Here is a 26,443-nt window from a genome sequence, read left to right as displayed (position 1 = left end):
CCAACAGATCAACGGGAGCACTGGTTCAGAAACTAGAAACTTCCTAGTGTTGCCGTTCATCCGCAGACCACGATCACGACTATACGCCTGCATTCCGGCAAAAGCCAACCACCCTCCGAGAAATTTACGTGACATTCAGGAGGTTCGGCTGGAATACCTCCTGCGAGGGAGACGCTGACTGAACCGCGCACGGCGTTGCGGCTACCTCAGTCCAGCTGCCGGATGTCCACAAAACTCCCGCGCGTCGTCTGGCGCAGGCGCGGCAGCACCGCCAGCACGGCCCCGGCGGCCTTCTCCGGCGTTGGCATGGTCTCGGTGCCACGCGCTGCCTTCAACCGCTGGAGCACCGGGAAGGCTTCGCGGTCGGCCTCATCGCATAGATAGTCCTGCATCGCGGTGTCGATCAGCCCGGGGGCCAGAGCGTTGATCGCGGTGTCCTCGGGAAACTCGTGGACGTACAACTGCATCATCATGTTCAGCGCGGCCTTGGACAGCGAGTAGCCGCTCCAACCCGCGTGGCCCGACACCGAGGCCCCGGACGAGATTGCCACGATCTGCCCCACGCGCACGTTGCGACGCAGCAGGGCGTCCAGAATGATCTTGTTGGCGAACGTGTTCACATCCATCAGCAGGCGCAGCTCGTCCATCGAGGCGTCCTGCATGCGCTGCATATGGCCGAGCAACCCGGCGTTCAGGATCACCAGATCCAGCTCGTCGACCCCTTCGAGCAGACGCTCCATCGCAGCGGCGGTGGCATCGAAATCGGCCAGATCCGCTCGCTCGTCAGCCGCCACACCCGATTCCGGACATCCCCTGCGGCTCATCCCGCGCACGCTCGCGCCGCGCTGCATCAGGACACGCGTCAGGCCAAGACCAAAACCACTGGAATTACCGGTGATCAGGGCGGATCGAATGGGGTTGGTCTCGTTCATGCTCCCGTCTCCTCGAATACGCTGCAGGGCAGTCCCGTGTGGATGCCGACGGGACCGAAAACGGCCCGAAGATTACCAGCAGTATTCGGCCTCGACGAGGTTGCCGCGGCCAACGTGCCGCACGCGGGTGCAGAGCCGGTGCACGAGATTCAGGCCGCGGCCCCACAGCCGCTCGGCCCCCGCGCCCTCGATCGCGGCGCGAACGGCCTCGTGGTCGAAGCCCGCACCGCTGTCGCGGACGCGGATACGCATGCAGTGGGCATCGCCCCGCCGACGATAATGCAGCGAAATCCCGATCCGGCCACGCGGGCAGGCCAGGCCCTCGCTGCGGGCACGGTAATAGGCCTCGAAGCCCTCCACGGTGGTCTTCATCGAGGAATCCAGGCCCAGCACACCATGCTCGAACGCGTTGTTGCACAACTCCGCGATCACCGTATGCAGGGCTTCGGCGTGTTCGCCCAGATCCGGGAACCAGTGCCGCAACTGGTTCCGGGCCTCCTGGGTCAGGTCGGCCCGAGCGAGCTGTGGACCGCCGAGCTCGAGCGACCAGCGCAGGTTTCCGGTGTTCTCGGCACCCGTTGTGACCGGGCTGTCGAGCAGAACCTCCGAGGTACAAGGGATGCAGACGAGGGTCATGTCGTCATCCGGCGTGGTGCCCTCGGCATGCCGTTGCACGACACCCCAGACGGTGTCGTATATCGAATCGGCGCGCTGGCCGCAGCAGGCCCGGTCGAGGGCCTCGTCACCCAGCGCCTCGCCCGCGGCATTCACCGCCTCGATCACCCCGTCGCTGCTGGCGATGATGGTGTCGTCCGGCCCGACAGCATGTTCCTCCGGCAGCAGCCCGCGCTCCAGACGCGGCAGGATCCCGAGCGGCATGGCCTGAGAGGCCACGTGGCGCACCTCCCGAGCGGAACAAATACGCACATCCGGCATGCCTCCATTCCAGATGCGCGCCTGGCGTCCATCCGGGCTGAAGCCGATCAGCACCGCCCCCATGAACATGGTCGGCGGCAGAAAGGTATGCAGGGTGTGGTTCAGCTGATGGATCAGCTCGGCGTCTGCGGCGCCCTCCCGGGTCAGGGTGTGAAAGGTCTCGCTGACCGGATAGGCGCCGATCGCGGCCGACAGCCCGTGGCCGGTGAAATCCCCGAGCAGGACGCGCAGACTGCCCTCCGGGGTGTAGTCCGACAGCACGACGTCACCGCTGAAGGTGGCCGCGGACAGGTGGCCAACCCCCAGGCGCTCGTGCCCGCGATTGCGGCGTGTAATGGCCCGCGAGAACAGGCTTTCGGCGGTCTCCTCTTCCCAGGCCTGACGCGCCGAAGCGCGTAGCAGCTGGTCGTTGCGGCTTCGCAGGTCGGCCTGCAGATCGCGCAGGCGCTCCATGGCGTGGATCTTGGCCTTGAGTACGGAAAGATTGAGTGGCTTGGCAAGAAAGTCGTCGCCCCCGGCGGCGATGGCCCGCAGCAGCGTGTGCTCGTCGTCCAGGGCCGTCAGGAAGATGACCGGGACAAACCGCCCGTCGCAGTCGGCCTTGATGCGGCGAGTCGCCTCCAGGCCATCCATCTCCGGCATCATCACGTCCATCAAGATCAGATCCGGTGGATCGTCCCGACAGATCGCGATGGCCTCGAGGCCATTCTCCGCCTCTACGGTGGTATAGCCGCAGCCTTCCAGCATCATGTGCAGCAGACGGCGATTGTGCTTGTCATCATCGACAACCAGCACGCGGCCCTCGCCGCTGAGGGGATCTTCAGCCGCCTCCTGCCGCGAGAATGCGTCGGAGGCGTACGTCACTGGATGGTGAACAGGCGGCCGAAGTTTGCGATATCCAGCACCTTGCGCACGCCCTCGGACGGGCCGGCAATCGTTACTTCGGCAAACTCGCCCCCGGCGTGTTCGCGCAGCAGGAGCAGCATTCCAAGGGCGGAGCTGTCCATATATTCCGTCTGCGAAAGGTCGACTACGTAGCGAATACCCGTGCCGGGCGTATTGCGATAGGCCGCGCGGAATTCCTGATGGGACTCGAAATCGAAACGGCCGCGGACGCGAATGCGAACTTCCTTGCCGTCGGCGCTGGAGTGGGATTCGATACTCATGCGTTCCTCGCTGTTTGTTGTCGGGGAATGGGTCTTCGACGGTTCAGAACAGTTCCACCTCGCCGGCACTCAGCCCCTCCTGGCTGACCGCGCGGTGATGCGTATTCTGCCGCTCCTCGCGCCACGCCCGCACCCGCCCGGCCATCGCATGGGCATCGTCGGTAGCTCGCGCCTCCTGCAGGATGCCCTGCAGCTCGTGCAGGTGAGCGAGGGCATCCTCGGCCGTGCCGAGGGACTGCCGGGCGATATCCTCGAACTGCAGTGAGCGCACGGCGGTGGCCACCGCCTGGTGCATGCGCTCGCTGAGTTCCGCCTCCTCCTGCATGCGCATGTCCAGTTCGTCGGTGGCGCGCTGCACGTAGCCGAACAGCTCCTGGATGCGCTCCTTCTCCTCCAGGCTCTGGTTCATGTCGCGCGAGGCCATGTCGTGCACGGTGCCCGTGACCTTGGCGATCGCCTCACGGGCGGCATCGATCTGGCCGCGAATGTCCTCGTGGAAGGTCGCCGAACGCTGCGACAGGGCGCGCACCTCGTCGGCGACGACGGAAAACCCGCGCCCGGCCTCGCCGGCCCGCGCCGCCTCGATGCTGGCATTCAGCGCGAGCAGATTGGTCTGGCCGGCGATCGCCCCGGCCGAGTCGAGCAGCTTGAACACCCCGTCCATGTGCTGGCCCATGTCTTCCATGTGGTGCGCACTCTCGACACTCTGGCGCGAGATCTCCACCAGGGTGTCAATGAACATCTGCAGGGTCTCGTCGGAGCGCCGCGTAAGCTCCGCGATGATCTGGGTCTGGCTCATGCCTTCGTCGCCACCTTCCGCCTGCAGGTTGCTGTTCATCAGCTGCATCTGGCGCTCGGTGATCTGGTGCATGCTGGCAAAACTGTCGTTGAGGTCCCCGACCGCATCCGCGATCAGTCCCTTTTGTCGCGTCAGTTCTTCTTCCAGCTGCCCGAGCTCGAACTGCATGGCCTGATCGAGCTCCTCGGAGAATTCGGCGCCCCCGGTCACCTGGGGAGCATGGGAGTCAGTCCCCGATGGTTCACCGGAAGTCGCGGCCTCGCGCAGGCCAAAGCCAACGACGAGGAGCCCAGCCAGCACCAGGGGCAGCACCATCAGCGCGGCCTGGCCAGGATGTCCGCTGGCCGCGATCGCGAGGGTCAGAAGGAACAATACGCCGACCAGGGCCAACGCCAGCCCCCGCAGCGTGCCACTACGCACAATCCAGTCCTTGAGAGTTTGCATGACGACCTCCTGTTCAGATTCCCGTTGCGGCGGATTCGCGGTGGTCGCGGATCAGGGCGGCGGCGATACGGCTCAGTGGCAATACCTGCACGGCTGCATCCCGCTTCACGGCCTCCCCGGGCATGCCCCAGACGAGGCTGGTGGCCTCGTCCTGGGCAACGGTGTGGGCGCCCGCCTCGCGCAGGGCCAGCAGACCCTCGGCGCCATCATCCCCCATTCCGGTCAGCAGGGCGGCGACCACGTTGGCCCCCGCCTGTTCGGCGGCCGAGCGGAACAGCACATCCACACTCGGCCGGTGCCGGTTGACCGGCGCCGAGGTGTCGAGGCGGCAGACATAGCGGGCACCGTCGCGAGCAAGGCGCAGATGGTAGTCGGTGCCCGGGGCGACATAGGCGTGACCGGACATCACGACATCGCCATCGGCGGCCTCCTTCACGCTGAGCGCGGTGTTGCGGTCCATGCGCTCGGCGAAGGCCTTGCTGAAGCCCGCCGGGATATGCTGGGTAATCAGGATGCCGGGGGCGTCCGGCGGCAGCGCGGTCAGGACCTCGCGCAGGGCCTCGGTGCCCCCGGTAGAGGCCCCCAGCACGATGACCCGATCCGTGGTCTTCAGGCGACCGCCCACGGCGGCCAGCCGCTGCGGGGCTGGCGTGGCGGCACTGCGGGCCTGCAGGCGCATCCGCGCGGCCGCGCGCACCTTCTCGGCCAGCACGTCGCTGTAGGCCTGCAGCTCGTGCGACACATCGACCTTCGGCTTGGTGACAAAGTCCACCGCGCCAATCTCCAGCGCCTCCAGGGTCACCTCGGCCCCGGCCTCGGTCAGCGAGGAGACCATCACCACCGGCATCGGGCGCAAGCGCATCAGGTTGCGCAGGAAGGTGATGCCATCCATCTTCGGCATCTCCACGTCCAGGGTCAGCACGTCCGGTTCCAGCTGCTTGATCTTCTCGCGGGCATCATAGGGGTCAGTCGCGGCACCCACGACCTCGATCCCGTCCTGCGCGCCGAGGATCTCGGTCAGCAGCTTGCGGATCAGGGCCGAGTCATCGACGACCAGGACGCGAACGGGCTTGGCGGTGGCGGGCATCTAGAACAGCTCCACGTCGCCCCGCAGGGGATCGTCCTGCAGCCGGCGGCGGTAGTCCTGCTCGCGCTCGAGCAGGGTGTTGTTGTGCAGGGACACGAGCTTCTTGATGCGCACGCGCCCGGTGGCGGGGAAGAACACGACCTTGCGCGGCCAGTGTCCGCCGACGTCCTCGGCGACCAGGTCCAGGTTCTCCTCGCGCAGGAAGCGGCGCAGGAAGGTGATGTTGCCGGCGCCGACATCGGTCATCCCGGCCATTACGCGGCCGCCGCCGAACATCTTTACGCGCAGGTCGGTTCGCTCCGCGCCCAGCTTCAGCAGTTCGTTGATCAGGAACTCCATCGCATGGGTGCCGTAGCGCGTGGCATTGGAGACCGCCGGTCCCCAACCGCTGTCACGGGCGCCGTCCGGCAGCATGAAGTGGTTCATGCCGCCAACGCCGGCCGTGGGCGACCACACGCAGGCGGACACGCAGGAGCCCAGCACCGTGGTGATCAGTTCGGTCGGCGAGACCGATACGTAGCACTCCCCCGGCAGCAGCTTCGCGGCCGGGCAGGCGTGCACCCGGTCCCAGTAGCGGTTGATGTGCGCGAAGGCCCCATCGTGCAGCTGCGGCAGGGCGGACATCAGGCCGCTCTCCGGTACAGCGTCTGCTCCAGCAGCCGGAAGTCCTCGGTCACGCGGAACAGCGACTCGGAATGCCCGATGAACAGGTAGCCCTCCGGGCGCAGCAGGCGCGCAAAGCGTTCCACCAGCTGCTTCTGCGTCGGCTTGTCGAAATAGATCAGCGTGTTGCGGCAGAAGATCACGTCCAGCGGGCCCTTCATGGGCCACGGGTCGAACAGGTTCAGCTGGCGGAAGTTCAGCATGGCGCGCAGCTCGTCGCGGATCTTGACCCGGCCCTCGTTGGCGCCGGTCCCGCGCAGCAGCCAGCGCTTCTGGCGCGCCTGCGGGATGCCGGTGACGCGCTTGGCGTCATACACCCCGGCATCGGCATGGGCGACCACGCGCGAGTCGATATCGGTGGCGAGGATGCGCACATCCTCCGGCGACGGCAGGGCCTCGGCCAGCGTCATCGCGATGGAGTAGGGCTCCTCGCCGGTGGAGCATCCGGCCGACCAGACCTTAAGCGGGCCGGTCGGGTTAGCCCGCCGGAGCTCCTCCAGCACCGGACCGCCCAGCATCTCGAAGTGGTGCGGTTCGCGGAAGAACGCGGTCAGGTTGGTCGTCAGCGCATTGATGAACTCCTCCAGCTCGCCCTCGTCGCCGCCCTCGACCCGGTCCAGGTAGGTGTCGAAGGCATCCAGGCCGAGCACGCGCAGCCGCCGCGAGAGCCGGCTGAAGACCAGCTCCTTCTTGCTCTCGTTGAGCATGATCCCGGTGCGTTCCTGCGTCAGGCGCACCACGCGCCGGAAGTCGCGTTCGCTCAGGCGATCGGAGGCGGCCATCTAGCATCGAGCCCCCATCCTCAGAACTCCTCCCATTCTTCGGAGGCCTCCTGGCGCGACGGGGCCGGGGTCCGGCGCTTGCTGCCGGCGTTGCCACTGGCAGAGGCCGGCCGCTTCAGCGCAGAGGCGCCGCTCTGGGCGCGGGCGCCCGCCGGGGCCGAACGGGCACTCGGTTGCCTCATAGCCTGCCCGGCGGCCGCGGCCTGCTCGCCCTTGAAGAAGCTCATCAGGTCCAGCAGCTCGCGCGACTGGTCGTCCAGCGATTCGCTGGCGGCCGCGGCCTCCTCGACCAGGGCGGCGTTCTGCTGGGTGACCTCGTCGAGCTGGGTCACGGCCTTGTTGATCTCGTCGAGGCCGGTGGACTGCTCCTCGCTGGCCGCGGCGATCTCGGCGATGATGTCGGAAACCTTCTTCACCGAGTCGACGATGTCCTCCAGGGCCTTGCCGGAGTTGTCGACCAGCTTGCTGCCCTCGCCGATGCGCTCCACCGAGTCGTTGATCAGGGTCTTGATCTCCTTGGCGGCCTGAGCGCTGCGCTGCGCCAGGTTGCGTACCTCGGTGGCGACCACCGCGAAGCCGCGGCCCTGTTCGCCGGCCCGCGCCGCCTCGACCGCCGCGTTCAGTGCCAGCAGGTTGGTCTGGAACGCGATCTCGTCGATCACGCCGATGATGTCGGCGATCTTCTTCGAGGACTGGTTGATCTCGCCCATCGCGGTCACGGCCTTGTCGACCACCTCGCCGCCTTCCTGGGCCTTGTCGCGGGCGGCGCTGGCGAGCTGATTGGCTTGCTTTGCGTTGTCCGCGTTGGACTTGACCGTGGAGGTCATCTCTTCCATTGACGAGGCGGTCTCCTCCAGCGAGGAGGCCTGTTCCTCGGTGCGCTGGGACAGGTCGGTATTGCCCTGGGCGATCTCGGCCGAGGCCGAGCGCACGTTGCCGGCGCCCTCGAGGATCTGCCCGACCAGCTGATCGAGGTTCTCCAGCGAGGTGTGGATGGCGTCGCGGAACTCGGCGAATTCGCCCCGGAACTCGCCCTGCATGCGCACGCTCAGATCACCCTCGGCCATGGCCTGCATCACCCGCGAGCCCTCGCGCACCGGCGGGACGACGGCGTCGAGCAGCTCGTTCAGGCTCTCGGCGATACTTTGGGTGAATCCGCTGTAGCGCTCGGTCTCCAGGCGTTCGCCCAGATTGCCGCTCGCCGCGTCGCGGATCAGGGCATCGATCTCGGCCTCGGCGGTCCGCATCTCCGTGACATCCCGCCACTCCAGCATGTTGCCGGCATAATTGCCTTCGTCGTCGATGATCGCGGTCGCGTTAATCCAGAAGCGCAGGTCGCCCAGGCTGATTTCGGTTTCGTACGGCAGCCTGGACGGGTCCTTCAGGATCGAATGCTGATGCGACGGAACCGAGTGAAACTGGTCGATGGACTGACCGACCAGGTTATGGGGGTTGAAGCCCGGGAAGGCCTGGGTGAAGGCCGCAAGATGCTTCTGGAACATGGCCGTCAGCGATGTGTTGGCGAAGGTGATGGTCATGTTCTCGTCGCACATCATGAGCGGGGTGGTCGCGCCATCAATCGCGGCCTTGAAGCGTGCGCGCTCGCGCTCCAGCGTGTTGACCTCGGTGATGTCCTGCCACTCGACCATGTTGCCGATAATCTGACCGCTGTCGTCCGTGACGCCGGAGGCCAGCAGCCTGAACTCGATGCCGCCGACCTCGATCTCCGCGGTGTAAGGCAGCATGGCGGGGTTGCTCAGGATCACGCGCTGGTGCGACGGATCCTTGTGGAACTGGTCGATGGACTGGCCGATCAGGTTTTCCGGATCGAAGTTCGGAAATACCCGGCGGATTGCATCGCGCCGCTCGCGCAGGAAGGACAGCACGGACGGGTTGGCATAGATGATGTTCATGTCCGCGTCGCACATCATCACGGCCATCTTCGAGCCTTCGCAGGCGGCCTGCATGAAGCGGTTGTCCATCAGTTCGTCCGGGGCAGTGCCGGCAACGTTCGGTTTCGGATTGGCGGCCATTGCTGTGTCCTCGCTTGGCGTGTTCGTCTGTCGCGCAGCCGGTTTCCGGCGGCGCGTGGATTGGCGTGTCTTCTGTGTCGGAACCGGTTCCGGGCCGGGTTCGGGCGCGGCAGTCGCGACCTCGGTGGCGCTGTCGTCGGGACTCGCGTCGGACGCTGAGGCAGCGGTGTCCATCCAGCCCAGCGGGTCGGTGCCCAGCTTGTTGCGCTTGCGTGTGGTCATGGTCCGTTCTCCCCGGCTCAGGCGTGTGCCGCCGGTGGGCGGGTCGTCGGTTGTGCCCCGGCCGCGACCAGGTCGGCGGCCAGCTGCTGGAAATCCCTGGCCGCGCGATGGCGCGGCTGGTACTCGAAGATCGTCTGCCCGAAGCTCGGGCTCTCGGCCAGCACCACCGTTTCGCGGATGGTGGTGGGCAGCAGGGCAGCGGCGAAGTGTTCGCGTATGCGCTCGCGCACCTCGCGGGCGTGACGGCGCTGCTCGACAAAGCGCGACAGCACGATCCACTTGGTGCGCGCCCGGCCCAGGCGCTGTTCGATGCCCTGCAGGATGCGCATCAGCCGCGACAGCCCGTTCAAGGCCAGGAAGTCGCCGGCGACCGGGATCAGCAATTCGTCGGCGGCAATGATCGCGTTCATCCCCAGCAACCCGGCCGAGGGCGGGCAGTCGATCAATACGAAATCGAACGGTTCCGGCAAATCGTCGAGCGCACGCTTGAGGCGCCAGCCCCGCTCGGCCCCTCCCGCGTTCAGGTTTTCCACCTCCTGCAGCTGCTCCCCGGCGGCGACGATCTGCAGGCCGTTGCCGGCCTCGCTGAAAGCGTCCGCCAGGCGCGCCCCGCCGTGCAGGACGTGGTCCAGCCCGGCGGGGTCCTCCAGGCCGAAGGCCATGGACAGGTGACCCTGCGGATCGGCGTCGATCGCCAGCACGCGATACCCGGCCAGCGCCAGGGCATGCGACAGGTTCAGGGTCACGGTCGTCTTGCCGACCCCGCCCTTCTGGTTGATCACCGCGATCGTCCGCATCGTCCTTGTCGGGCCGGCCTCAGGCCGTGGCCCCCGCTTCGATGGCATCGGCGCTGGCGATCAGGCCGGCGCCGAGCAGGGTGTCGATATCCAGCATCAGGATCATCTTTTCGTCCAGCGTCGCCAGGCCACGCACGAAGTCGACTCCGATACGGGTGTTGAAGTCCGGCGCCGGCTGCAGGTCCTCGGCGCCGACGTTGTAGACCTCGGAGACGGCGTCGACCACCACCCCCATCACGCGCTCGCGGTCCTCGTTGATCGCGCGCAGCATGATCACCACGGTGGTGGGACCGTAGTCCAGCGGTTCCATGCCGAAACGCAGGCGCAGGTCGATGATCGGAACGATCATTCCGCGCACGTTGATCACGCCACGGATGTAGTCGGGCGTGTTCGGCAGGGGTGTGGGGCGTTCCCAGCCCTTGATCTCCTGCACCCGCAGGATGTCCACGCCGTATTCCTCCTCGGCGAGGATGAAGGTCAGGTACTGGTCTTCGCCGGCCGTGGCCGGGTCGTGGATGGACTGGGTTGCGTCGTTCGCCATGATGCTTGGCTCCTTGTAGGTCAGGCCGCGCGGGTATCGCGCCCGGCGGCCATTCGCGCGATGCCCGCCGCATCCAGAATCAGGGCGACCTGACCATCCCCGAGGATGGTGGCGCCAGCGGTACCGGGGACCTTGCGGAAGTTGGTTTCCAGTGTCTTGATCACGACCTGCTGCTGGCCGAGCAGGTCATCCACCCGCAAGGCCACGCGCTGGTCGTCGGCCTCGGCTACCACCAGCAGGGCCGGGTCCGGCAGCGGGCTGGGCTCGGCGCGCCCGAACAGGGCGGCCAGGTCCACGATCGGGATGTACTCGTCGCGCAGCCGGTAGAGCGGCAGCTTGCCGAAGGCCTGCTGCACGCTGCCGGCCTGCGTCTGCAGCGACTCGACAATCGCGATCAGGGGGATCACGAAGGTCTCCTCGCCCACCTTCAGTAGCTGGCCGTCCATGATTGAGAGCGTCAGCGGCAGGCGGATGGTCAGGCGCGAGCCCTTACCGGGTTGAGACTCCAGCTCCACGTTGCCGCCGAGCCCGCGGATGTTCTTGCGGACCACGTCCATGCCAACGCCGCGCCCGGAGAGGTCGCTCACCTGGTCGGCAGTGGACAACCCGGGCTCGAAGATCAACTGCAGGACCTCGTGGCGTTCCAACTGCTGATTCGGGCCGACCAGGCCGGCATCGCGCGCCTTGGCGAGGATGCGTTCGGCATCCATGCCCTTGCCATCGTCGCGGATCTCGATGATCACGTTGCCGCCGCGATGGTAGGCCTCCAGCGTGACCTGGCCGGTCTCCGGCTTCCCGGCCGCGCGACGGGCCTCGGGCAGCTCGATGCCGTGGTCCACCGCATTGCGCACCAGGTGGACCAGCGGGTCGCCCAGGTGCTCCATCACGGTCTTGTCGATCTCGGTGTATTCACCCTTGAGCGTCAGCTCGATCTGCTTGCCGAGCTTGCCGGAGATGTCGTGCACCAGCCGCGGAAAGCGATTGAAGATCTGCGCGATCGGCACCATGCGGATGCCCATCACGCTCTCCTGCAACTCGCGGGTGTTGCGCTCCAGGTCGGCCAGGCCGGTGCGCAGGCGTTCGATCTGTGCCTCCACCTGCGACGGGTCGTCCTCCAGCTGCTCGCTGATATCGGTCAGCATGGACTGGGTGATCACCAGTTCGCCGACCATGTCGATCAGGGCGTCGATCTTGCCGGTATTGACGCGCATGGAGCTGGACTCGGCCCCCCGACTGGCGGCGGGCTGACGGGCGCCACCTTCGGCGGGCTCTCGCTCCCCGGTTGAGCTTTCCTCCACAACCGGCACGTCCTGGTCGCTGGGCGCGGAGGGGGATGGCAGCGGCTCAATGCTCAGGTCGCACTCATCCTCGACCCACTCGAAGACCTCGCGCAGCTGATCCTCGGTCGCGTCACCCTCCAATTCCAGGGTCCAGGCAAGGTAGCAGTCCTCCGGGTCGAAGCCGGCGGCGGTATCCGGCAGATCACCGGTCTCGCAGGTCACCCGCAGCTCGCCGAGCTCCTCCAGCACCTCGAACATACGCAGCGGGTCATTGCCGGTACGCATCAGGTCGCGGTGCGGCCGGAAGTGGATGCGCCAGCCCGAGCCGGCGCGCGACTCCCCACCGGCACTCCCGGGTGCCGGCTCGGCCGATGACGGCTCGCCCAGATGGGCCTCGATCAGGGTGCGCACCTCGGCCACCTCGGCCGGGTCCGCCTCGCCGCCGTCGCGCGCGGCCTCCAGCTGCGCGCGCAGGATGTCCACCGCGCGCAAAAGCAGGTTGACCGTGTCGCGGTCGGCGGCCTGTTCGCCATTACGCAGGCGGTCGAGCAGGGTCTCCACGCCATGGGTGAATTCGGAGATCGCGGCAAAGCCGAAGGTCCCGGCCCCGCCCTTGATGGAGTGCGCGGAACGAAAGATGGTATTCAACGTCTCCGGATCGCCACCGCCCTCGAGCGCCAGCAGCTCGGTCTCCATGCGCTCCAGCCCCTCGAAGCTCTCCTCGAGAAAGGCGTCGACGAACTGGGACATGTCGATGGACATGACTAGCGCAGCACCCGGTTCACGGTGTTCATCAGCTGGTCCGGGTCGAACGGCTTGACCAGCCAGCCGGTCGCGCCGGCCGCCTTGCCTTCCTGCTTCTTCTCCGGGCCGGCCTCGGTAGTCAGCACCAGGATCGGGGTGAACTTGTAGTCGCCGAGCTTGCGCAGCTCGCGCGTCATCTGCAGGCCGTCCATACCCGGCATGTTCACGTCGGTGATCACGAGATCCGCCTTCTGGCCCTGGGCCTTGCTCAGCCCATCATTGCCGTCGCGGCCCTCGGTGACCTCGTGGCCCGCCTGCTTGAGCGTGAATGCGACCATCTGGCGCATCGAGGCCGAGTCGTCCACCACCAGTACCTTCGCCATACGTTATGTCCTCAAATCGGGTCGTGAGTGGCAGGCGCGGCCTGCATCCGGGCATGCAGTTCAGCCAGACCCAGTGCGGCCAGCGCCTGTTCAAGGGTGTTGTTGCAGGACTCGTAGACCAGGGCCTGACCCTGGTGGCGAGCGGCCTGTTCTGCCATCAGCAGCATCTGGGCGCCCGCAGCGTCGACATCCCGCACACCCGCTGCCTCCAGCGCGACCGGCTGGCCTGCCTCGATCGCCCCTCGCAGGCTCTCCCAGCATTCGCCCACCGTGTCGATGCGCAGCCTTTCCGGCAGCGGAACCTTGTTCATGTGCAGTACCCTTTGTGAGTGACGAAGCGACGGATCCCCATGCTCCGAACTCTTTTGTACAGGATCTGTACAAGAAAATACAGGGTCCCTGTAGAATACTTGTACGGCCTCCGAGTCGAAAACTTGAGAACCCGTTCTCAACAATCTGCTGGCAGCGTGGGGCCGCGCGGGCCTCTGCACGATTACCCGGATATTTTGCCGGGCACGCCGAAAGGCGAATGGGGATGGCGGTGAACACCCTTTTTCGGCGCGTGCTCGCGCTCCGCGGGTCGAACCAGGGTCGGGACCAGGCGACGCGCTGGCTGGCGCGCATGCCGGACAACTGCCAACCGCTCTGGGTGGGCAGCCATCCACCAGAAGGCGTGCCCCGTACCCGGCCGGCCCAGGCCGGCCACTGGCTGGGCCACGAGTGTGATGCAGTGGTGTTCGAGGCCACCACACCCCTTCCCGGTGATGCCCTTGCGATCGCCGCCGGGCTCCTGCGCGGTGGTGGGATTCTGCTGTTGCTGGTGGACGAACCCGGCCACGGGGCCTGGTCCAGGCGCTGGCGCACAGCGCTGCGGGCGCCACTGGTGGAATGGGTCCAGGAAGGACCGGATCGCTGGCCACTCCCGCGTAGCGAGAGAACACCCTTTGAGTGGACGCCGGACCAGCAGGCGGCCCGCAGACTGCTGGATGCACTGGCACCCGGCGAATGCGGCGTCCTGACCGCAGCCCGCGGCCGCGGCAAATCGACCCTGCTGGGGGACTGGATGGCCGGATCCTCTCCGACCCCCACGCCCAGGGGCATGGCCCTGACAGCCCCGACCGAGGCGGCTGTCCAGGCGGTACACAAGGCCATACAAGTGCACCTGGGCCGTGTCCCCGAAGAGCTGCGCTACCACGCCCCTGCCGCGCTGGAGGCGGCGGCCGCCCAATCGGAAACCCTGGTGGTGGACGAGGCCGCCGCACTCCCGGTCGACCACCTCCTGCGGCTGGCACGGCGGGGGCAACGACTGGTGCTGGCGACTACGACGGGTGGCTTCGAGGGGAGCGGGCAGGGCTTTCGGCTGCGCGCCTTGCCCGCACTGGAACAGGCGGGTCTTCGCGTGCGGCACGCGCGCCTGGAAACGCCAGTGCGCTGGGAACCCGGCGACCCGCTGGAGCGCTGGATCGATGACCTGTTCCTGTTGGGGGCCCGCAGTGCCGCGCCAGAGCCGCAGGCAGTGCGATGGCACTGGAGTCAGGCATCCGAACTGGCAGCGCGGCCCGGGCGACTGGAGGCCGTGGCCGGCCTGCTAGCCGATGCGCACTACCGCACCCGGCCCTCGGATCTGCAGCGCTGGCTGGACGACGCCGCCATCCACCTGCTGACGCTCGAGGGCATCCGCGACGGGGCCCTGTTCGGCGTGGTGCTGGTGGGCGTGGAGCCGGGACTGGACGCCAGCATGGCCGAAGCGGTCTGGGCAGGAGAGCGCCGACCCCAGGGGCATTTTCTGCCCTGCGTGCTGGCAGCCCAGGGGGCGTTCGACCTGGCCCGGCACCCGGTCTGGCGCATCCAGCGCATCGCGGTGCATCCGCACTGGCAGGGTCGCGGGCTGGGACAGCGGCTGCTGCACCAGATCACCGAACGCGCTCGGGCCGAGGGTATCGGCATGGTCGGGGCCAGCTTTGGCCTGGATCCCGACCTGCTCGGGCTGTGGAAACGCGGGGGCTTCGACCTGCTACGTGCCGGCCTGCGCCCGGATCCCTACAGCGGCCGCCCAGGGGGTGTAGTCCTGAAGGCGGTCGATGACGCGCTCGCCGGGCCGATACGATGCCTGGCAGCCGCACAGGCCCGGGACTGGCCCGCATGGCGGGATCGTCTGTGGCCCTGGCACGAAACGGCCCTGGCACGGGCGCTGGAAGCCCTTTTTCCGGAGGCCGGACCTGATCCGGCGATGACAAAGGACTTGGCGGAGCTCAAGGCCTTCGCCGAGCGCGCCCGGCCACTGGAATGGGTACTCCCGGCCCTGGTCCGCCAACTACGCGCGCAGCCGCCGACCGATACAGAAGGAACGGTGCTGGCCACCGCCCTGGAGCCACCGATCGACTGGGACGACCTGGCTGTCCGTCTGGGGGTCTCCGGACGCCGCGGCGTGGTACGGCGTTTGCGTCAGGCCGCGCAGGCCTGGCGCACCCGGGTCGAGTCCGGGGGGCAGCCCCCGGGCTGATCCAGCCGTCATCAGAGCCGGAACTGGGCCAGCGCCTGCTGGATCTCGCGCTCGACCTGCTTGAGCTCGTCGGAGGCCGCGCTGACCCGATCGGCGGTGTTGGCAGACTGATCGGCCCCGTCGGAGATCTGCACGATGTTGCGGTTGATGTCCTCGACCACGGTGCTCTGCTGACGCGCGGCAACCGCGATCTGATCGGTCATCTCCACGATCGTGGTCACCGACTGGCGGATCTGCTGCAGGGCGCCGTTCACCTCGGCGGTGTGCTCCATGGTGGTCTCGGCCTCTTCCTGGCCGTGCTGCATCGCCTTCACCGCAGAGCCTGTGGCGGTCTGCAGACGCGAGATCATGCTCTCGATCTCGTCGGTGGACTCCTGCGTGCGGGTCGCCAGCTTGCGTACCTCGTCGGCCACCACGGCAAACCCGCGGCCATGTTCCCCGGCACGGGCGGCCTCGATCGCCGCGTTGAGGGCCAGCAGATTGGTCTGCTCGGCTACGCCGCGGATGACTTCAAGGATGGTGCCGATCTGTTTCGAGTCTTCACCCAGCTTGGCAACAGTGCCGGCGGCCTGCTCGACCGTGCCCAGCAGGGAGGACATGGACTCGATGTTCTTCTCCATCACGTCGGCGCCGTTGTTCACCGCACCGCTGGCCTCCTGTCCGGCCTGGGAGGTGGCATCGGTATTACGCGCGATCTCCTCGGCGCTGCTTTGCAGCTCGTTGATCGCCGTGGCGACGCGCTCGGTCTCGTCGCGCTGACGCGAGACCACCTCGCGGGCCTGATAGGCCTCCTGATTCAGGTTCTCAGTCGCACGGTTCAGGGTCTCGGTACCGCTACGGGCGTTGCCAATCGCCTGCGCAATCTTGTCGGTAAAGCGGTTGAACGCACGCCCCAGCTGGGCCGTCTCCATCAGACCGTTTTCGTCCAAACGGCGGCTGAGGTCGCCATCGCCGTCGGCGATCTCTTCCAGCGCCTCGGTCGAGTGAGCCAGCGCACGGCGCACCACCAGGATGATGAAGACCGCGCCGACCACTCCCAGGATCACGCCAATCAGCGCCAGGACGCCCTGCGTCACCTGGGTATTGCGCATGGTCGCGGTCAGCTCGGCGGCGGACACTTCAGCACGGCCGGTGATGCGCTCGGACAACTGCTGCAGTTCATTACGTGCCTCGAAGATCACCGGGCCGACCTCGGTACGGATCAGGAAGGCGTCCTGCAGGGCCTCCTCGCTGCCGTGGATGCGAACGATGTCCTGGATCGCGCTATCCAGCTCGTTCAGGAGCCCTTCGAAGTCCTCGACCGCGATCTGCTGCTCGAAATCGAGCTCGTCGTACTGTTCCAGCAACCGCGCCAGCACGTCGTGTGTCTGGCCAAGGTACAGACGCAGGTTCTGCTCGAAGGAGTCATCACGAAACGCGATGAAACCGCGCAGGTTCGAGGTGATCTGCAGAAGGTTGGTGCGCAGGCTGTAGAAATCGCCGAGACGCTCGAACGAGCGCTGGAAGCGTGCCCGCGCCATCTCCTCGTCGATCATGGTGCTGGTCAACTGGGTCATCTGCATGGTCGCCGGGTTGGCGCGCGAGTTGGCGACACCCTGGGCCGGCATGTTCTGGGCCACGTCCTCGGCCACCTCGATCAGGCGCTCACGGTGCGCGGCGAAGCCGTCAATGTTCGCGCGCACCTGTTCCGCGGAGGCAGTCAGATCATCCGAGCCCTGCACGACCGGATCGTTGACCAGGGCATCCATGGCGACGTCCAGCTCGTCCATCGCATTCAGCCAGGCGTCGCGGTGTTCGTCCTCCTCGCTCATCAGGTAGAAGCCTAGGAAGGCGGCGCTCTCCTGCAACAGCTGCTCCACGTCGTTGACGCGTGCCACCGCCGGATAATCGGACTGGGTCAGTTCAGCCACGCCCTGTCCACCCACATTCAGGGCACGCAGTGCCAGCAGCGAATTGATGATCAGGATCGCGACGACCAGCCCGAAGCCGGCGATCAGCAGCCCCCGAATGGAGAGTTTGTCCAGCATGGTGTTGACTCCTTCCTCAGCGCCTTCTGCCGGGCGCATGCCATCACGTGCAAACGGATCATTCCGCTGCCTGTAGAGACGATTCATCCCCTGTTACGGCCGCCTTCCCCTGAAGTTGAGCCCTGGCCGTTTTGAGAATCACATCACACCGAATGACGCGGAAAGAGTCAGGGTGATTCCAGCGCCTCCCAGCGCTCGTAAGCCACCGCCAGGTCTCGTTCGACCTGTTCGAGCCGGGCCTGCAACTCGCGCACGCGCTCCCCATCGCGCAATACCTCTGGATCCGACAGGGCCTCGGCCAGCGACTGGTGCTCGTTTTCCAGCGCCTCGATCTGGCCTGGCAGGGCCTCCAGCTCGCGAGCCTCCTTGTAGGAGAGTTTGCGGGCGCGGGGCGGCGGTTCCGCGACCGCGGACGTCGGCTCGGAGCGGGCCTCGGGTGCGGCGGGCGCCTCCTGGGCCCCGGTATCCGCTTCGCGCGTGAGCAGGCGTTGCGTGACGCGTGCGGGCAGGTCCGACCAACCGCCGACGAATTCCTCGACCGTGCCATCGCCGGGCAGCACCAGCGTGCTGGTCGCAACGTTGTCGAGGAACGCGCGGTCGTGGCTGACCACGATCACCGTGCCGGTGTACTCGATCAGAAGCTGTTCCAGCAGCTCGAGGGTCTCGACATCCAGGTCGTTGGTGGGCTCGTCGAGTACCAGCAAATTGGCCGGGCGCAGAAACAGCTTGGCCAGCAGCAACCGGTTGCGCTCGCCACCGGACAGGGCCGATACGGGCTGGCGCGCGCGTTCCGGCGGGAACAGGAAATCCCCGAGATAGCTCAGCACATGTCGGGTCTCGCCATTCACGGTGACGCGGTCACGGCCCTCGCCGACCGCATCCTGCACGGTGGTCGTCTCGTCGAGACGCGCCCGTGCCTGGTCGAAATAGGCGATCTCGAGCTGGGTGCCCAGCTTGACCGTTCCGGAAAGTGGCTCCACCTGGCCCAGCAGCCCGCGCAGCAGCGTGGTCTTGCCGGCGCCATTGGGGCCGATGATGCCCAGGGCGTCGCCACGCTGGAGCAGCAGGTTCACGTCGCGCACCACCGGCGTGTCGCCGTAGCCGAAGTCCGCATGCTCCGCCTCGATCACCAAACGGCCGGAACGCTGCTCGGGGGACAGCTGCATGCGTACCTGTCCCCCCAGCTCGCGTCGTTCGGCGCGCTTCTTGCGCAGGGCCTGCAGGGCGCGCACCCGCCCCTCGTTGCGGGTACGCCGGGCCTTGATGCCCTGGCGGATCCAGGTCTCCTCCTGCGCCAGCTTGCGATCGAACTCGGCGCGCTGACGCGCCTCGACCTCCAGGCGCTCGGCCTGGCGCGTGCGGAAGGCCTCGATCGAGGGCGGGTGTTCGTACACCTGGCCACGATCCAGCTCCAGGATGCGAGTGGCGACCTGTTCCATGAACTGGCGGTCATGGCTGATGAACACCACCGTGAGCCCGCTCCCGCGCAGGAACTCCTCCAGCCAGCGGATCGCAGCCACATCCAGGTGGTTGGTCGGCTCGTCCAGCAGCAACAGCTGCGGCTCGCGCACCAGCTCGCGCGCCAGCCAGACGCGACGCTTGAGCCCGCCGGAGAGCGCAGCGAATCCGGCCTCGGGGTCGAGCTCCAGGCGCGAAAGCGTCGTTTCGACCCGGTTTTGCAGGCTCCAGCCGTCGATCGCCTCCAGCCGGGCCTGGACCGGGCCCATCTTCTCCAGGGCCTCGGCGTCACCACTGGCGGCGGCCTGGCTCAGGTGATGGAAACGCTCCAGCAGTTGCCCGGCCTCGCCCAGCCCCTCGGCGACCACATCGAACACCGTGCCCTCGACCCCGGGCGGCAGCTCCTGGGTCAGGTATGCGGTCGCCAGGCCGTCCTGGCGGACCACCTCGCCCGAGTCCGGCTGGATTGCACCCGCAATCACCTTGAGCAAGGTCGACTTGCCCTCGCCGTTACGCCCGGCTACCGCCACGCGTTCGCCGGGCTCCAGGCTCAGATTCAGGCCATCCAGCAACGGCGCCATGCCATAGGCCAGGTGGATATCGCGCAGGGTCAGCAGAGCCATCGAGATCGAGAGGAATCCAGTTGGGGAACCCGGCAAACGCCGGGCAGAAGGGGTTCAGGGGGAATCGTGAACCAGGGAGTGCGACCAGGGAAACAAATGTTTCCCTAGACGTTCAGGCCCTTGACCACCAGCACCGGGCAGTCAGCACCGCCAATCACGCGCTCGGACACCGAACCCATCAGCAGACGCTTGAGGCCGGTACGTCCGTGGCTGCCCACGACGATCAGGTCGCGATTGTCGCGCCGCGCCACGTCAATCAGGGTGACCTCGGCGCGGCCTTCCTCGAAGGTCGCGTCCGCCTGAAGGCCCTGCTCCCGGGCCTCGCCCTGCAGGCGCTGGATCGCATCGACGCCCTCCTGGCGGCGTTCGTCACTCTGGCCGGGCACGGCGACCGAGGCGATGGTGATCGGCAGCTGACAATAGCCGGCCAGTTCGATCGCCGCACGCGCCGCCTGATCGCCCAGTTCGGAGCCATCGGTCCCGACCAGCAGCCCCCGGTGCGGCGCCTGCGCGCCACGCGGAACGACCATGACGTTACACGGCGCCGTGCCCACCACCTTGCGCGTCGCGTCGCCGACCATCAGACGCGCGAGATCGTTGCGGTCGCGGCGCCCGATCACGATCAGGCCGGCCTTGTACTCCTCGGCGATCTTGACGATCTCCTGATGCCGGTCCACTCCGTGGCGCAGGATGGGCAGGGCATCGAGGCCCTGCTCGCGCGCCTTTTTCTCGAGCACGTCCAGGTCGCCCTGCGCGGTCACGCTCGCATCGTGGCTGCGCCGGGGCGACAGTGCGTCGTGCTGCGTATCGGTAGGAATGATACGCGCGAGGATGAGCCGGGCCCCGCAACGCTGGGCCAGATCCAGGCCGACAGCCTCGGCCGACTCGCTGAACTCGGAGCCGTCAGTCGCGAGCACGATCGTCTCGAAACGGCAAAGCGGGGCATCGGACATGGGGCGTCTCCCTGACAGTTTTCGACCAGCATAACCGACCGGCCGGCGCACGACAGCCAACGTCTCGCGAAAGGTCCGAACGGCCCGCTTTTTGCGTCCAACCGCCCGGGATGAAATAATCGCGCGCTTTCAAGGGGAAGCACCGGCGACGCCTCCCACGCCACTGGCCACCGGCCAGGGCCACTCGCCAGCCCCCTCAGCCCCGGCTCTGCACCGTCCGGTGCGGGTCTTCAGGATACGAAATCGATACATGGAAAACCTTACGCTGACCACCGAGATGATCGTGGTGCTCGCGCTACTGGCGTTCACCATCTTCCTGTTTGTGACGGAGGTCATCCGTGTGGACCTGGCTGCCATCTCGGTGATGGTGCTGCTCGGCCTGCTGACGCTGGTGCCCGGGCTCGGGCTGCTGGTCGCGCAGGACGAACTGTTCAGCGGTTTTGCCTCCAATGCGGTGATCGCGATCATCGCGGTGATGATCATCGGCGCCGGTCTCGACAAGACCGGCGTGATGCACAAGGTGGCCGCCTTCATCATGCGCGTGGGCGGCACCACCGAGAAGAGCATCATCCCGACGGTCTCCGGCACCGTCGGCGTCATCTCGAGCTTCATGCAGAACATCGGCGCCGCCGCGCTGTTCATGCCGGTGATGAGCCGGATCTCCAGCCGCCTCGGGATCCCGCTGTCGCGCCTGCTGATGCCGATGGGCTTCGCCGCGATCGTCGGCGGCACCATCACCCTGGTCGGTTCCAGCCCGCTGATCCTGCTGAATGACCTGCTGCCGTCGAACATGGAGCCCTTCCAGCTGTTCGACGTCACCCCGATCGGCCTCGCGCTGCTGGCCACTACCATCGTCTACTTCGTGGTGCTGGGCCGTTTCGTACTGCCTTCGGTCAAGTCCAAGTCCGCGCAGCGCGAGAGTGCACAGGAGTATTTCCAGCGGGTATACGGCCTGTCCTACGAGATCCACGAAGTATTCGTTCCCGAGAAGGACCCGCTGGTGGGCCGCACCGTGGCCGAGATCGAACGCGAGACCGGGATCGCCATCGTCGGCACCTACGTGCGCGACGAGCTGCGCATGGCCCCCTGGACCGGCTACGAGATCCAGGCCAACTCGCACCTGGCGGTGCTCGCCAGCCCCGCGCGCATGGAAAAGCTGTGCGAGGGCACGCGCAAGCGCCCCACCACGCGCCTGGACGTGTTTGCGAACGCGCTGGACACCAGCCGCTCGGGGGTCGCCGAGGTCGCCATCGCGCCTGGCTCCAACCTCGCCGGCAAGACCGTGACCGAACTGGCCATGCGCCAGACCTACGGCCTGTCGGTGATGCGCATCCAGCGCGGCAGCGAGACCTTCGGCGAGGGCCTGCGTGACATCCCGCTGGAGATCGGCGACATCCTGGTTGTGCACTGCACCTGGGAGTCGCTGGCGCGCCTGGACAAGGATCGCGACTTTGTCGTGATTACCTCCGACTACCCGCGCGAGGAGCTGCGCCCCTCCAAGGTCCCGCATGCGCTGTTCTTCCTGGCGCTGACGGTGGGCTTGATCCTGTTCACCGACCTGATGCTGTCGGTCGCGCTGCTGACCGGCGCGCTGGGCATGATCCTGACCGGCGTGATCAGCCTCGACGACGCCTATCGCTCGGTGAGCTGGAAGACGGTGTTCCTGCTGGCCTCACTAATACCGCTGGGGATGGCGGTGGAGAACACGGGCACCGCCGCGTGGATTGCGCAGAACACGCTGGAACTGCTGGGGACCGTCCCGCCCTGGGTGCTGCAGGCGACGATCTTCGCGCTGGCCACGTTCTTTACGCTGGTCATGTCCAATGTCGGTGCGACCGTGCTGCTGGTGCCGCTGGCGATCAACTTCGCGATCGCCGCCCAGGCCGCGGGGATGGACGCCGACCCGCGCGTGTTCGCGCTGACCGTGGCGATCGCCACCTCGAATTCCTTCCTGATCCCGACCCACCAGGTGAACGCCCTGATCATGGGCCCCGGCGGCTACCGGGTGAAGGACTACATGAAGGCCGGCGGCATCATGACGCTGCTGTTCGGTATCGTGGCCATGCTGATGCTCAATCTCATTTTCTAAACTCGTCCGTACACTATTCGTCGCAAGAAGCTATGCAAGGAGAAACCCCATGTCGCAAAAACATCCCGTGATCGCGGTCACCGGCTCCTCGGGAGCCGGCACCTCCACCGTGAAGCGCTCGTTCGAGTCGATCTTCCGCCGCGAGCAGATCAACCCGGTCGTCATCGAGGGCGACAGCTTCCATCGCTATGACCGCAAGGCGATGAAGGAGGCCATGCAGAAGGCCGCCGACGAAGGCAATCAGCACTTCTCCCATTTCGGCCCCGAGGCCAACCTGTTCGATCGCATCGAGGATCTGTTCAAGACCTACGGCGAGACCGGCCAGGGCCAGAAGCGCTACTACCTGCACTCCGACGAGGAAGCCGCCGCTCACAACGAGCGTCTCGGCACCAACCTCGGCCCGGGCGAGTTCACCCCCTGGGAAGAGATCCAGCCGGGCACCGATCTGATGTTCTACGAAGGCCTGCACGGCCTGGTCGTGAACGGTGAAGTAAATGCCGCGCAGCACGTGGACCTGGGCATCGGCGTGGTGCCGATCGTAAACCTCGAGTGGATCCAGAAGATCTTCCGCGACAATGCCGAGCGTGGTTATTCCGCCGAGGCGATTGTGGACACGATCCTGCGCCGCATGCCGGATTACGTGAACTACATCACCCCGCAGTTTGGCCACACCGACATCAACTTCCAGCGCGTGCCGACGGTGGACACCTCCAACCCGTTCATCGCCCGGGACATCCCCACCCCCGACGAGAGCATGGTGGTCATCCGCTTCAGGGAGCCGAAGAAGTTCGGTGTGGACTTCCCCTACCTGCTGAACATGCTGCCCGACTCCTTCATGTCCCGGCCGAACACCATCGTGGTGCCCGGCGGCAAGATGAGCTTCGCGATGGAGGTCATCCTCGCGCCGATCATCCACGACATGCTGTCGCGTCGCGGCTGAGCGCAAGCGCTCCGGAAGTTCCCCTAGCCCCGCTCCGGCGGGGCTTTTTTGTGGCGACAGGTGTTTGGGCTAGCATTCCGGCGATCCCACCTGGACTCATGGAGTTGCCGTGTTCGGACTGTTCGGGCCACGCCCTGCGCAACAGATGGAATGCTTTCGCAGCCGCTATACCGGCCGCTCGCTGATCGTGCACCAGGGCTTCGAGGGCGACTGGCTGGAGGAACTGCTGAAGCAGCCCGGCGGCGGCGGGCACTTCCGTATCGACAGCCGCCGTCTGCCGACGCGGCGCCCCACGCCGATCGAGTGGCTGGTACAGACCCATGTGCTGCCCCTGGCGCTGCCCCAGCCGCTTTACCTGGACATCCGCGAGGATGCGATCCTCGCGCGGCACCTGATGCGGGGCGAACGGGCGGTCCACCCCTCCGAGATCGCCTGGTTCCTGGAGGAGCTGGACACCCGCCACCATGCCCGCCTGGAGTTCACAGAAAACGACCAGATGACCATCCGGCGCGGCATCCCCGAAACCGACAACGAGGCCCTCAGCATGCTGGAACAGCTAGGGAAGCACTGATCAATGTACACACTCGCGTTGGTACCCCAGGTTTTCCGAGACAAGGCGCGCCGTGCAGCGGGTAGTGGTTCTACCCGCAAGCGGCGCAACGCAGAATCGGGGAACCTGGGGTGCCAACCCCGAAGGGGCTCGGCCGCTTTTGCATGCGCACGGCGTTGCGACTCCCTTGTGCAGAATGACTGCACGGCAGTCACCGCGCCTTGTTCGCACGCAAAAGCGACTCGAGCGCGAGCGTGTACATTGATCAGTGTTTCCCTGGGGCTGTAATGGAGTCCTGAACGTTGATGGAACGCTTTGTCAGTACCGCCGCCAGCGGCAATGATCCGCGCACCCTCGCCGCCGAACTGATCCAGGGGCTGGGCACGCTGCCGCCCCGGGATCCGGAGACCGTGCGCGTGGGCTTTATCTACGTGTCGGATGCGCTGAGCCGCAATGCTCGCCTGGTCATGGACACGCTGCGCAAGGCACTAGGGGTGGACCATTTCGTCGGCGGCATGGGCATGGCCGTGATCGGGCCAGAACGGGAATTCTACGAAGACCCGGCGATTACCCTGATGATCGGCGACCTGCCGACCGGTTCCGCGCGCGTGATTCAGCGTCCGGTCCACAGCCTGGACGAGCTGAAGCAGGCCCTGGACGGTTTCCTCGACCCCGCCACCCCGGGCCGGTTGCTGCTGAACGCCGATCCACGCACGGAGGGTGTCGAGGCCGTGCTGACCGAGATCGGCGACCAGACCGCCTGGTTCGCCACCGGCGGCATACACTCCGGCGAGAATGGGGCCGGGCAGATCGCCGATGGCGTGGTCGCCTCGGGCATCACCGGGCTCGCGCTGCGCGACGATGTCGCGATCGCCGCACGCCACAGCCAGGGCTGCACCCCGCTGCCCGGCCAGCACGAGCTGACCGAGACCTGGCGCAACATCATCGTGCAGCTGGATGGTCAGCGAGCACTGCCGGCATTCAAGGGCATCATCGGCGACGTCCTGTCGCGCGACCTGGAGCGGGCGCTGGGCTACATCCTGGTCGGCTTCCCGATCGCCGGCTCGGACACCGGCGACTACCGGGTCCGCAATATCATCGGCGTGGACCTCGATCAGCAGGTGCTCGCGGTCGGCGAACTACTGGAGCCCGGGCAGAAGATCCTGTTCGTACGCCGCGACGGCCAGGCCGCTCGCGACGACCTCGAGCGCATGCTGGAGCAGATTCGCGCCCAGGCCCCGAACGGGATCCGCGGGGCGATCTATGTCTCCTGCATCGGACGCGGGCGCCACCAGTTCGGCCAGGAGGGCGCGGAACTGGCAATCGTGCAGCAGGGTCTGGGGGATGTACCCCTGATCGGCTTTTTCGCCAATGGCGAGATCTTCGCCAACCGCCTGTACGGCTACACCGGGGTCCTTACCCTATTCACCTGAACCAAGGGACTGGCATGCAATACCGCAAACTGGGACGCACCGATATCGAGGTCAGCCTGATCGGCCTGGGCACCATGACCTGGGGCGAGCAGAACACCGAGGCCGAGGCACACGAGCAGCTGGACTACGCGCTCGACCAGGGCGTGAACCTGATCGATGCGGCCGAGATGTACCCGGTCCCGCCGCGCGAGGAGACTCAGGGGCTGACCGAGACCTACATCGGCAACTGGCTGGCGAAGCGCGGCAACCGCGACCGCGTGGTGCTGGCCAGCAAGGTCGCCGGCCCCGGGATGATCGATTACCTGCGCGGTGGCCCGCAGCTGAACCGCGAACACATCGAGCAGGCCCTGAACGACAGCCTCCGGCGCCTGCAGACCGACTACCTGGACCTCTACCAGGTCCACTGGCCGGCGCGCGCCACCAACTTCTTTGGCCAGCTCGGCTACGTTCACAAGCCGGACGAGAGCGCGACCTCGATCGAAGAGACCGCGGCGGCGCTGAAGGCCGTGGTCGAGAGCGGCCGCGTGCGCGCCATCGGCATCTCCAACGAGACCCCGTGGGGGTTCATGGAGTGGATACGCGCCCATGACCGCGGCCTGTCCGAGCGCATCGTCTCCATCCAGAACCCCTACAACCTGCTCAACCGCAGCTTCGAGGCGGGGCTGGCGGAGATGGCCATCCGCGAGGACGCCGGCCTGCTGGCCTATTCGCCGCTGGCCTTCGGCATGCTCTCCGGCAAGTACCTGGACGGGGCAAAGCCCGCGGGGGCGCGCCTGACGCTGTTCGAGCGCTTCCAGCGCTACAGCAACGAATCCGGCCTGGCCGCGACCGCGGAGTACGCGCGCCTGGCCCGCGAACACGGCCTGACCCCGTCACAGCTGGCGCTGGCCTTCATCAACCAGCAGCCCTTCGTGACCAGCAACCTGATCGGGGCAACCACGATGGAGCAGCTGCGCGAGAACATCGCCACCGTCAACATCACCCTGTCCGATGCCGTGCTGGAGGCCATCGAGGCCATCCACGCCCGCTATACCTACCCCTGTCCGTAGGACCACCGC

The 26,443-nt window shown here is 66.7% G+C and carries 21 protein-coding genes and 2 pseudogenes; 6 read left to right on the top strand and 17 right to left on the bottom strand.

Annotated elements, in window-relative coordinates; genetic code table 11:
• Window positions 1–206: 206 nt before the first annotated feature.
• From F791_RS0105905 to F791_RS0105845, 14 genes and pseudogenes are all read right to left on the bottom strand, one after another.
• Window positions 207–932, bottom strand: a complete 726-nt coding sequence (locus F791_RS0105905; protein WP_019592312.1) for an SDR family NAD(P)-dependent oxidoreductase — start codon at window positions 930–932, stop codon at window positions 207–209.
• Window positions 933–1,004: 72 nt separating this feature from the next.
• Window positions 1,005–2,732 (bottom strand): SpoIIE family protein phosphatase, encoded by a 1,728-nt coding sequence (locus F791_RS0105900; protein ID WP_018993336.1) that lies wholly within the window; start codon window positions 2,730–2,732, stop codon window positions 1,005–1,007.
• Window positions 2,729–3,034, bottom strand: a complete 306-nt coding sequence (locus F791_RS0105895; protein WP_018139555.1) for an STAS domain-containing protein — start codon at window positions 3,032–3,034, stop codon at window positions 2,729–2,731. The genes F791_RS0105900 and F791_RS0105895 overlap by 4 nt, the downstream gene beginning before the upstream one ends.
• Window positions 3,035–3,077: 43 nt before the next feature.
• Window positions 3,078–4,277, bottom strand: coding sequence for a methyl-accepting chemotaxis protein (locus F791_RS0105890; protein WP_019592311.1), 1,200 nt, complete (start codon window positions 4,275–4,277; stop codon window positions 3,078–3,080).
• A gap of 13 nt (window positions 4,278–4,290) precedes the next feature.
• The gene (locus F791_RS0105885) at window positions 4,291–5,364 is read right to left on the bottom strand and encodes a chemotaxis response regulator protein-glutamate methylesterase (protein ID WP_019592310.1); all 1,074 of its coding nucleotides are present in this window, start codon (window positions 5,362–5,364) and stop codon (window positions 4,291–4,293) included.
• Entirely contained in the window at window positions 5,365–5,988 is a 624-nt protein-coding gene (gene cheD, locus F791_RS0105880; protein WP_018139558.1) for a chemoreceptor glutamine deamidase CheD, read from the bottom strand. It lies immediately after the preceding gene.
• Window positions 5,988–6,809: a protein-glutamate O-methyltransferase CheR gene (locus F791_RS0105875; protein ID WP_019592309.1), complete on the bottom strand. Its 822-nt coding sequence runs from the start codon at window positions 6,807–6,809 to the stop codon at window positions 5,988–5,990. Before F791_RS0105875 ends, cheD begins: the two co-directional genes overlap by 1 nt.
• 20 nt (window positions 6,810–6,829) lie before the next feature.
• Window positions 6,830–9,064, bottom strand: a complete 2,235-nt coding sequence (locus F791_RS0105870) for a methyl-accepting chemotaxis protein (RefSeq protein WP_019592308.1) — start codon at window positions 9,062–9,064, stop codon at window positions 6,830–6,832.
• Between the two features lie 17 nt (window positions 9,065–9,081).
• Window positions 9,082–9,861, bottom strand: coding sequence for a ParA family protein (locus F791_RS0105865; RefSeq protein ID WP_019592307.1), 780 nt, complete (start codon window positions 9,859–9,861; stop codon window positions 9,082–9,084).
• Between the two features lie 19 nt (window positions 9,862–9,880).
• Window positions 9,881–10,402: a chemotaxis protein CheW gene (locus F791_RS0105860; protein ID WP_018139562.1), complete on the bottom strand. Its 522-nt coding sequence runs from the start codon at window positions 10,400–10,402 to the stop codon at window positions 9,881–9,883.
• 20 nt (window positions 10,403–10,422) lie between these two features.
• A pseudogene (locus F791_RS13885) lies at window positions 10,423–11,634 on the bottom strand (chemotaxis protein CheA); the annotation flags it as partial.
• Window positions 11,635–11,726: 92 nt separating this feature from the next.
• Window positions 11,727–12,444: pseudogene (locus F791_RS13880) on the bottom strand (Hpt domain-containing protein); the annotation flags it as partial.
• A 2-nt stretch (window positions 12,445–12,446) separates the two neighbouring features.
• The gene (locus tag F791_RS0105850; protein WP_018139564.1) at window positions 12,447–12,809 is read right to left on the bottom strand and encodes a response regulator; all 363 of its coding nucleotides are present in this window, start codon (window positions 12,807–12,809) and stop codon (window positions 12,447–12,449) included.
• Between the two features lie 11 nt (window positions 12,810–12,820).
• Complete coding sequence (locus F791_RS0105845) at window positions 12,821–13,120, bottom strand: STAS domain-containing protein (protein WP_018993343.1); 300 nt, start codon at window positions 13,118–13,120, stop codon at window positions 12,821–12,823.
• Between the two features lie 224 nt (window positions 13,121–13,344).
• Between F791_RS0105845 and F791_RS0105840 the strand changes: the two genes are divergently transcribed.
• Window positions 13,345–15,312 carry a GNAT family N-acetyltransferase gene (locus tag F791_RS0105840; RefSeq protein WP_019592305.1) on the top strand — a complete coding sequence of 656 codons (1,968 nt, stop codon included), beginning with the start codon at window positions 13,345–13,347 and terminating at the stop codon, window positions 15,310–15,312.
• A gap of 11 nt (window positions 15,313–15,323) precedes the next feature.
• Here the strand turns inward: F791_RS0105840 and F791_RS0105835 are convergent, their stop codons facing one another.
• The 3 genes from F791_RS0105835 to F791_RS0105825 all read right to left on the bottom strand — a co-directional run bounded on the left by F791_RS0105835 (window position 15,324) and on the right by F791_RS0105825 (window position 20,373).
• Window positions 15,324–17,339, bottom strand: a complete 2,016-nt coding sequence (locus tag F791_RS0105835; protein WP_018139567.1) for a methyl-accepting chemotaxis protein — start codon at window positions 17,337–17,339, stop codon at window positions 15,324–15,326.
• Between the two features lie 167 nt (window positions 17,340–17,506).
• The gene (locus tag F791_RS0105830) at window positions 17,507–19,420 is read right to left on the bottom strand and encodes an ATP-binding cassette domain-containing protein (protein ID WP_019592304.1); all 1,914 of its coding nucleotides are present in this window, start codon (window positions 19,418–19,420) and stop codon (window positions 17,507–17,509) included.
• A 104-nt stretch (window positions 19,421–19,524) separates the two neighbouring features.
• Complete coding sequence (locus tag F791_RS0105825) at window positions 19,525–20,373, bottom strand: universal stress protein (protein WP_018175057.1); 849 nt, start codon at window positions 20,371–20,373, stop codon at window positions 19,525–19,527.
• 250 nt (window positions 20,374–20,623) lie between these two features.
• On the opposite strand from F791_RS0105825, the gene F791_RS0105820 reads away from it, so the two are divergent.
• The 5 genes from F791_RS0105820 (at window position 20,624) to F791_RS0105800 (ending at window position 26,434) form a co-directional block, all read left to right on the top strand.
• On the top strand, window positions 20,624–22,462 hold the full coding sequence (locus tag F791_RS0105820) for an SLC13 family permease (protein ID WP_018137576.1): 1,839 nt from the start codon (window positions 20,624–20,626) through the stop codon (window positions 22,460–22,462).
• Window positions 22,463–22,511: 49 nt separating this feature from the next.
• Entirely contained in the window at window positions 22,512–23,402 is an 891-nt protein-coding gene (locus F791_RS0105815) for a phosphoribulokinase (RefSeq protein WP_018137575.1), read from the top strand.
• Window positions 23,403–23,511: 109 nt separating this feature from the next.
• Window positions 23,512–23,973 carry a hypothetical protein gene (locus F791_RS0105810; protein WP_019592303.1) on the top strand — a complete coding sequence of 154 codons (462 nt, stop codon included), beginning with the start codon at window positions 23,512–23,514 and terminating at the stop codon, window positions 23,971–23,973.
• 284 nt (window positions 23,974–24,257) lie between these two features.
• Window positions 24,258–25,385: an FIST C-terminal domain-containing protein gene (locus F791_RS0105805; protein WP_019592302.1), complete on the top strand. Its 1,128-nt coding sequence runs from the start codon at window positions 24,258–24,260 to the stop codon at window positions 25,383–25,385.
• Between the two features lie 14 nt (window positions 25,386–25,399).
• A complete protein-coding gene (locus F791_RS0105800; RefSeq protein WP_018139718.1) occupies window positions 25,400–26,434 on the top strand; it encodes an NADP(H)-dependent aldo-keto reductase in 1,035 nt (344 codons plus the stop codon).
• Window positions 26,435–26,443: the final 9 nt, after the last annotated feature.

Source organism: Thioalkalivibrio sp. ALRh (assembly GCF_000381425.1).
In the GTDB taxonomy this organism is placed as follows: Bacteria; Pseudomonadota; Gammaproteobacteria; order Ectothiorhodospirales; family Ectothiorhodospiraceae; genus Thioalkalivibrio.
Note: the sequence above shows the minus strand (reverse complement) of the source record. Positions and strands in the feature narration are given on the sequence as shown.

What these genes read in the sequence shown, in the direction of transcription:
- F791_RS0105905 (WP_019592312.1), bottom strand. Translation starts at nt 932, where the DNA reads ATGAACGAGACCAACCCCATTCGATCCGCCCTGATCACCGGTAATTCC.
- F791_RS0105895 (WP_018139555.1), bottom strand. Translation starts at nt 3,034, where the DNA reads ATGAGTATCGAATCCCACTCCAGCGCCGACGGCAAGGAAGTTCGCATT.
- F791_RS0105890 (WP_019592311.1), bottom strand. Translation starts at nt 4,277, where the DNA reads ATGCAAACTCTCAAGGACTGGATTGTGCGTAGTGGCACGCTGCGGGGG.
- F791_RS0105885 (WP_019592310.1), bottom strand. Translation starts at nt 5,364, where the DNA reads ATGCCCGCCACCGCCAAGCCCGTTCGCGTCCTGGTCGTCGATGACTCG.
- cheD (WP_018139558.1), bottom strand. Translation starts at nt 5,988, where the DNA reads ATGTCCGCCCTGCCGCAGCTGCACGATGGGGCCTTCGCGCACATCAAC.
- F791_RS0105875 (WP_019592309.1), bottom strand. Translation starts at nt 6,809, where the DNA reads ATGGCCGCCTCCGATCGCCTGAGCGAACGCGACTTCCGGCGCGTGGTG.
- F791_RS0105870 (WP_019592308.1), bottom strand. Translation starts at nt 9,064, where the DNA reads ATGACCACACGCAAGCGCAACAAGCTGGGCACCGACCCGCTGGGCTGG.
- F791_RS0105865 (WP_019592307.1), bottom strand. Translation starts at nt 9,861, where the DNA reads ATGCGGACGATCGCGGTGATCAACCAGAAGGGCGGGGTCGGCAAGACG.
- F791_RS0105860 (WP_018139562.1), bottom strand. Translation starts at nt 10,402, where the DNA reads ATGGCGAACGACGCAACCCAGTCCATCCACGACCCGGCCACGGCCGGC.
- F791_RS0105850 (WP_018139564.1), bottom strand. Translation starts at nt 12,809, where the DNA reads ATGGCGAAGGTACTGGTGGTGGACGACTCGGCCTCGATGCGCCAGATG.
- F791_RS0105845 (WP_018993343.1), bottom strand. Translation starts at nt 13,120, where the DNA reads ATGAACAAGGTTCCGCTGCCGGAAAGGCTGCGCATCGACACGGTGGGC.
- F791_RS0105840 (WP_019592305.1), top strand. Translation starts at nt 13,345, where the DNA reads ATGGCGGTGAACACCCTTTTTCGGCGCGTGCTCGCGCTCCGCGGGTCG.
- F791_RS0105835 (WP_018139567.1), bottom strand. Translation starts at nt 17,339, where the DNA reads ATGCTGGACAAACTCTCCATTCGGGGGCTGCTGATCGCCGGCTTCGGG.
- F791_RS0105830 (WP_019592304.1), bottom strand. Translation starts at nt 19,420, where the DNA reads ATGGCTCTGCTGACCCTGCGCGATATCCACCTGGCCTATGGCATGGCG.
- F791_RS0105825 (WP_018175057.1), bottom strand. Translation starts at nt 20,373, where the DNA reads ATGTCCGATGCCCCGCTTTGCCGTTTCGAGACGATCGTGCTCGCGACT.
- F791_RS0105820 (WP_018137576.1), top strand. Translation starts at nt 20,624, where the DNA reads ATGGAAAACCTTACGCTGACCACCGAGATGATCGTGGTGCTCGCGCTA.
- F791_RS0105815 (WP_018137575.1), top strand. Translation starts at nt 22,512, where the DNA reads ATGTCGCAAAAACATCCCGTGATCGCGGTCACCGGCTCCTCGGGAGCC.
- F791_RS0105805 (WP_019592302.1), top strand. Translation starts at nt 24,258, where the DNA reads ATGGAACGCTTTGTCAGTACCGCCGCCAGCGGCAATGATCCGCGCACC.
- F791_RS0105800 (WP_018139718.1), top strand. Translation starts at nt 25,400, where the DNA reads ATGCAATACCGCAAACTGGGACGCACCGATATCGAGGTCAGCCTGATC.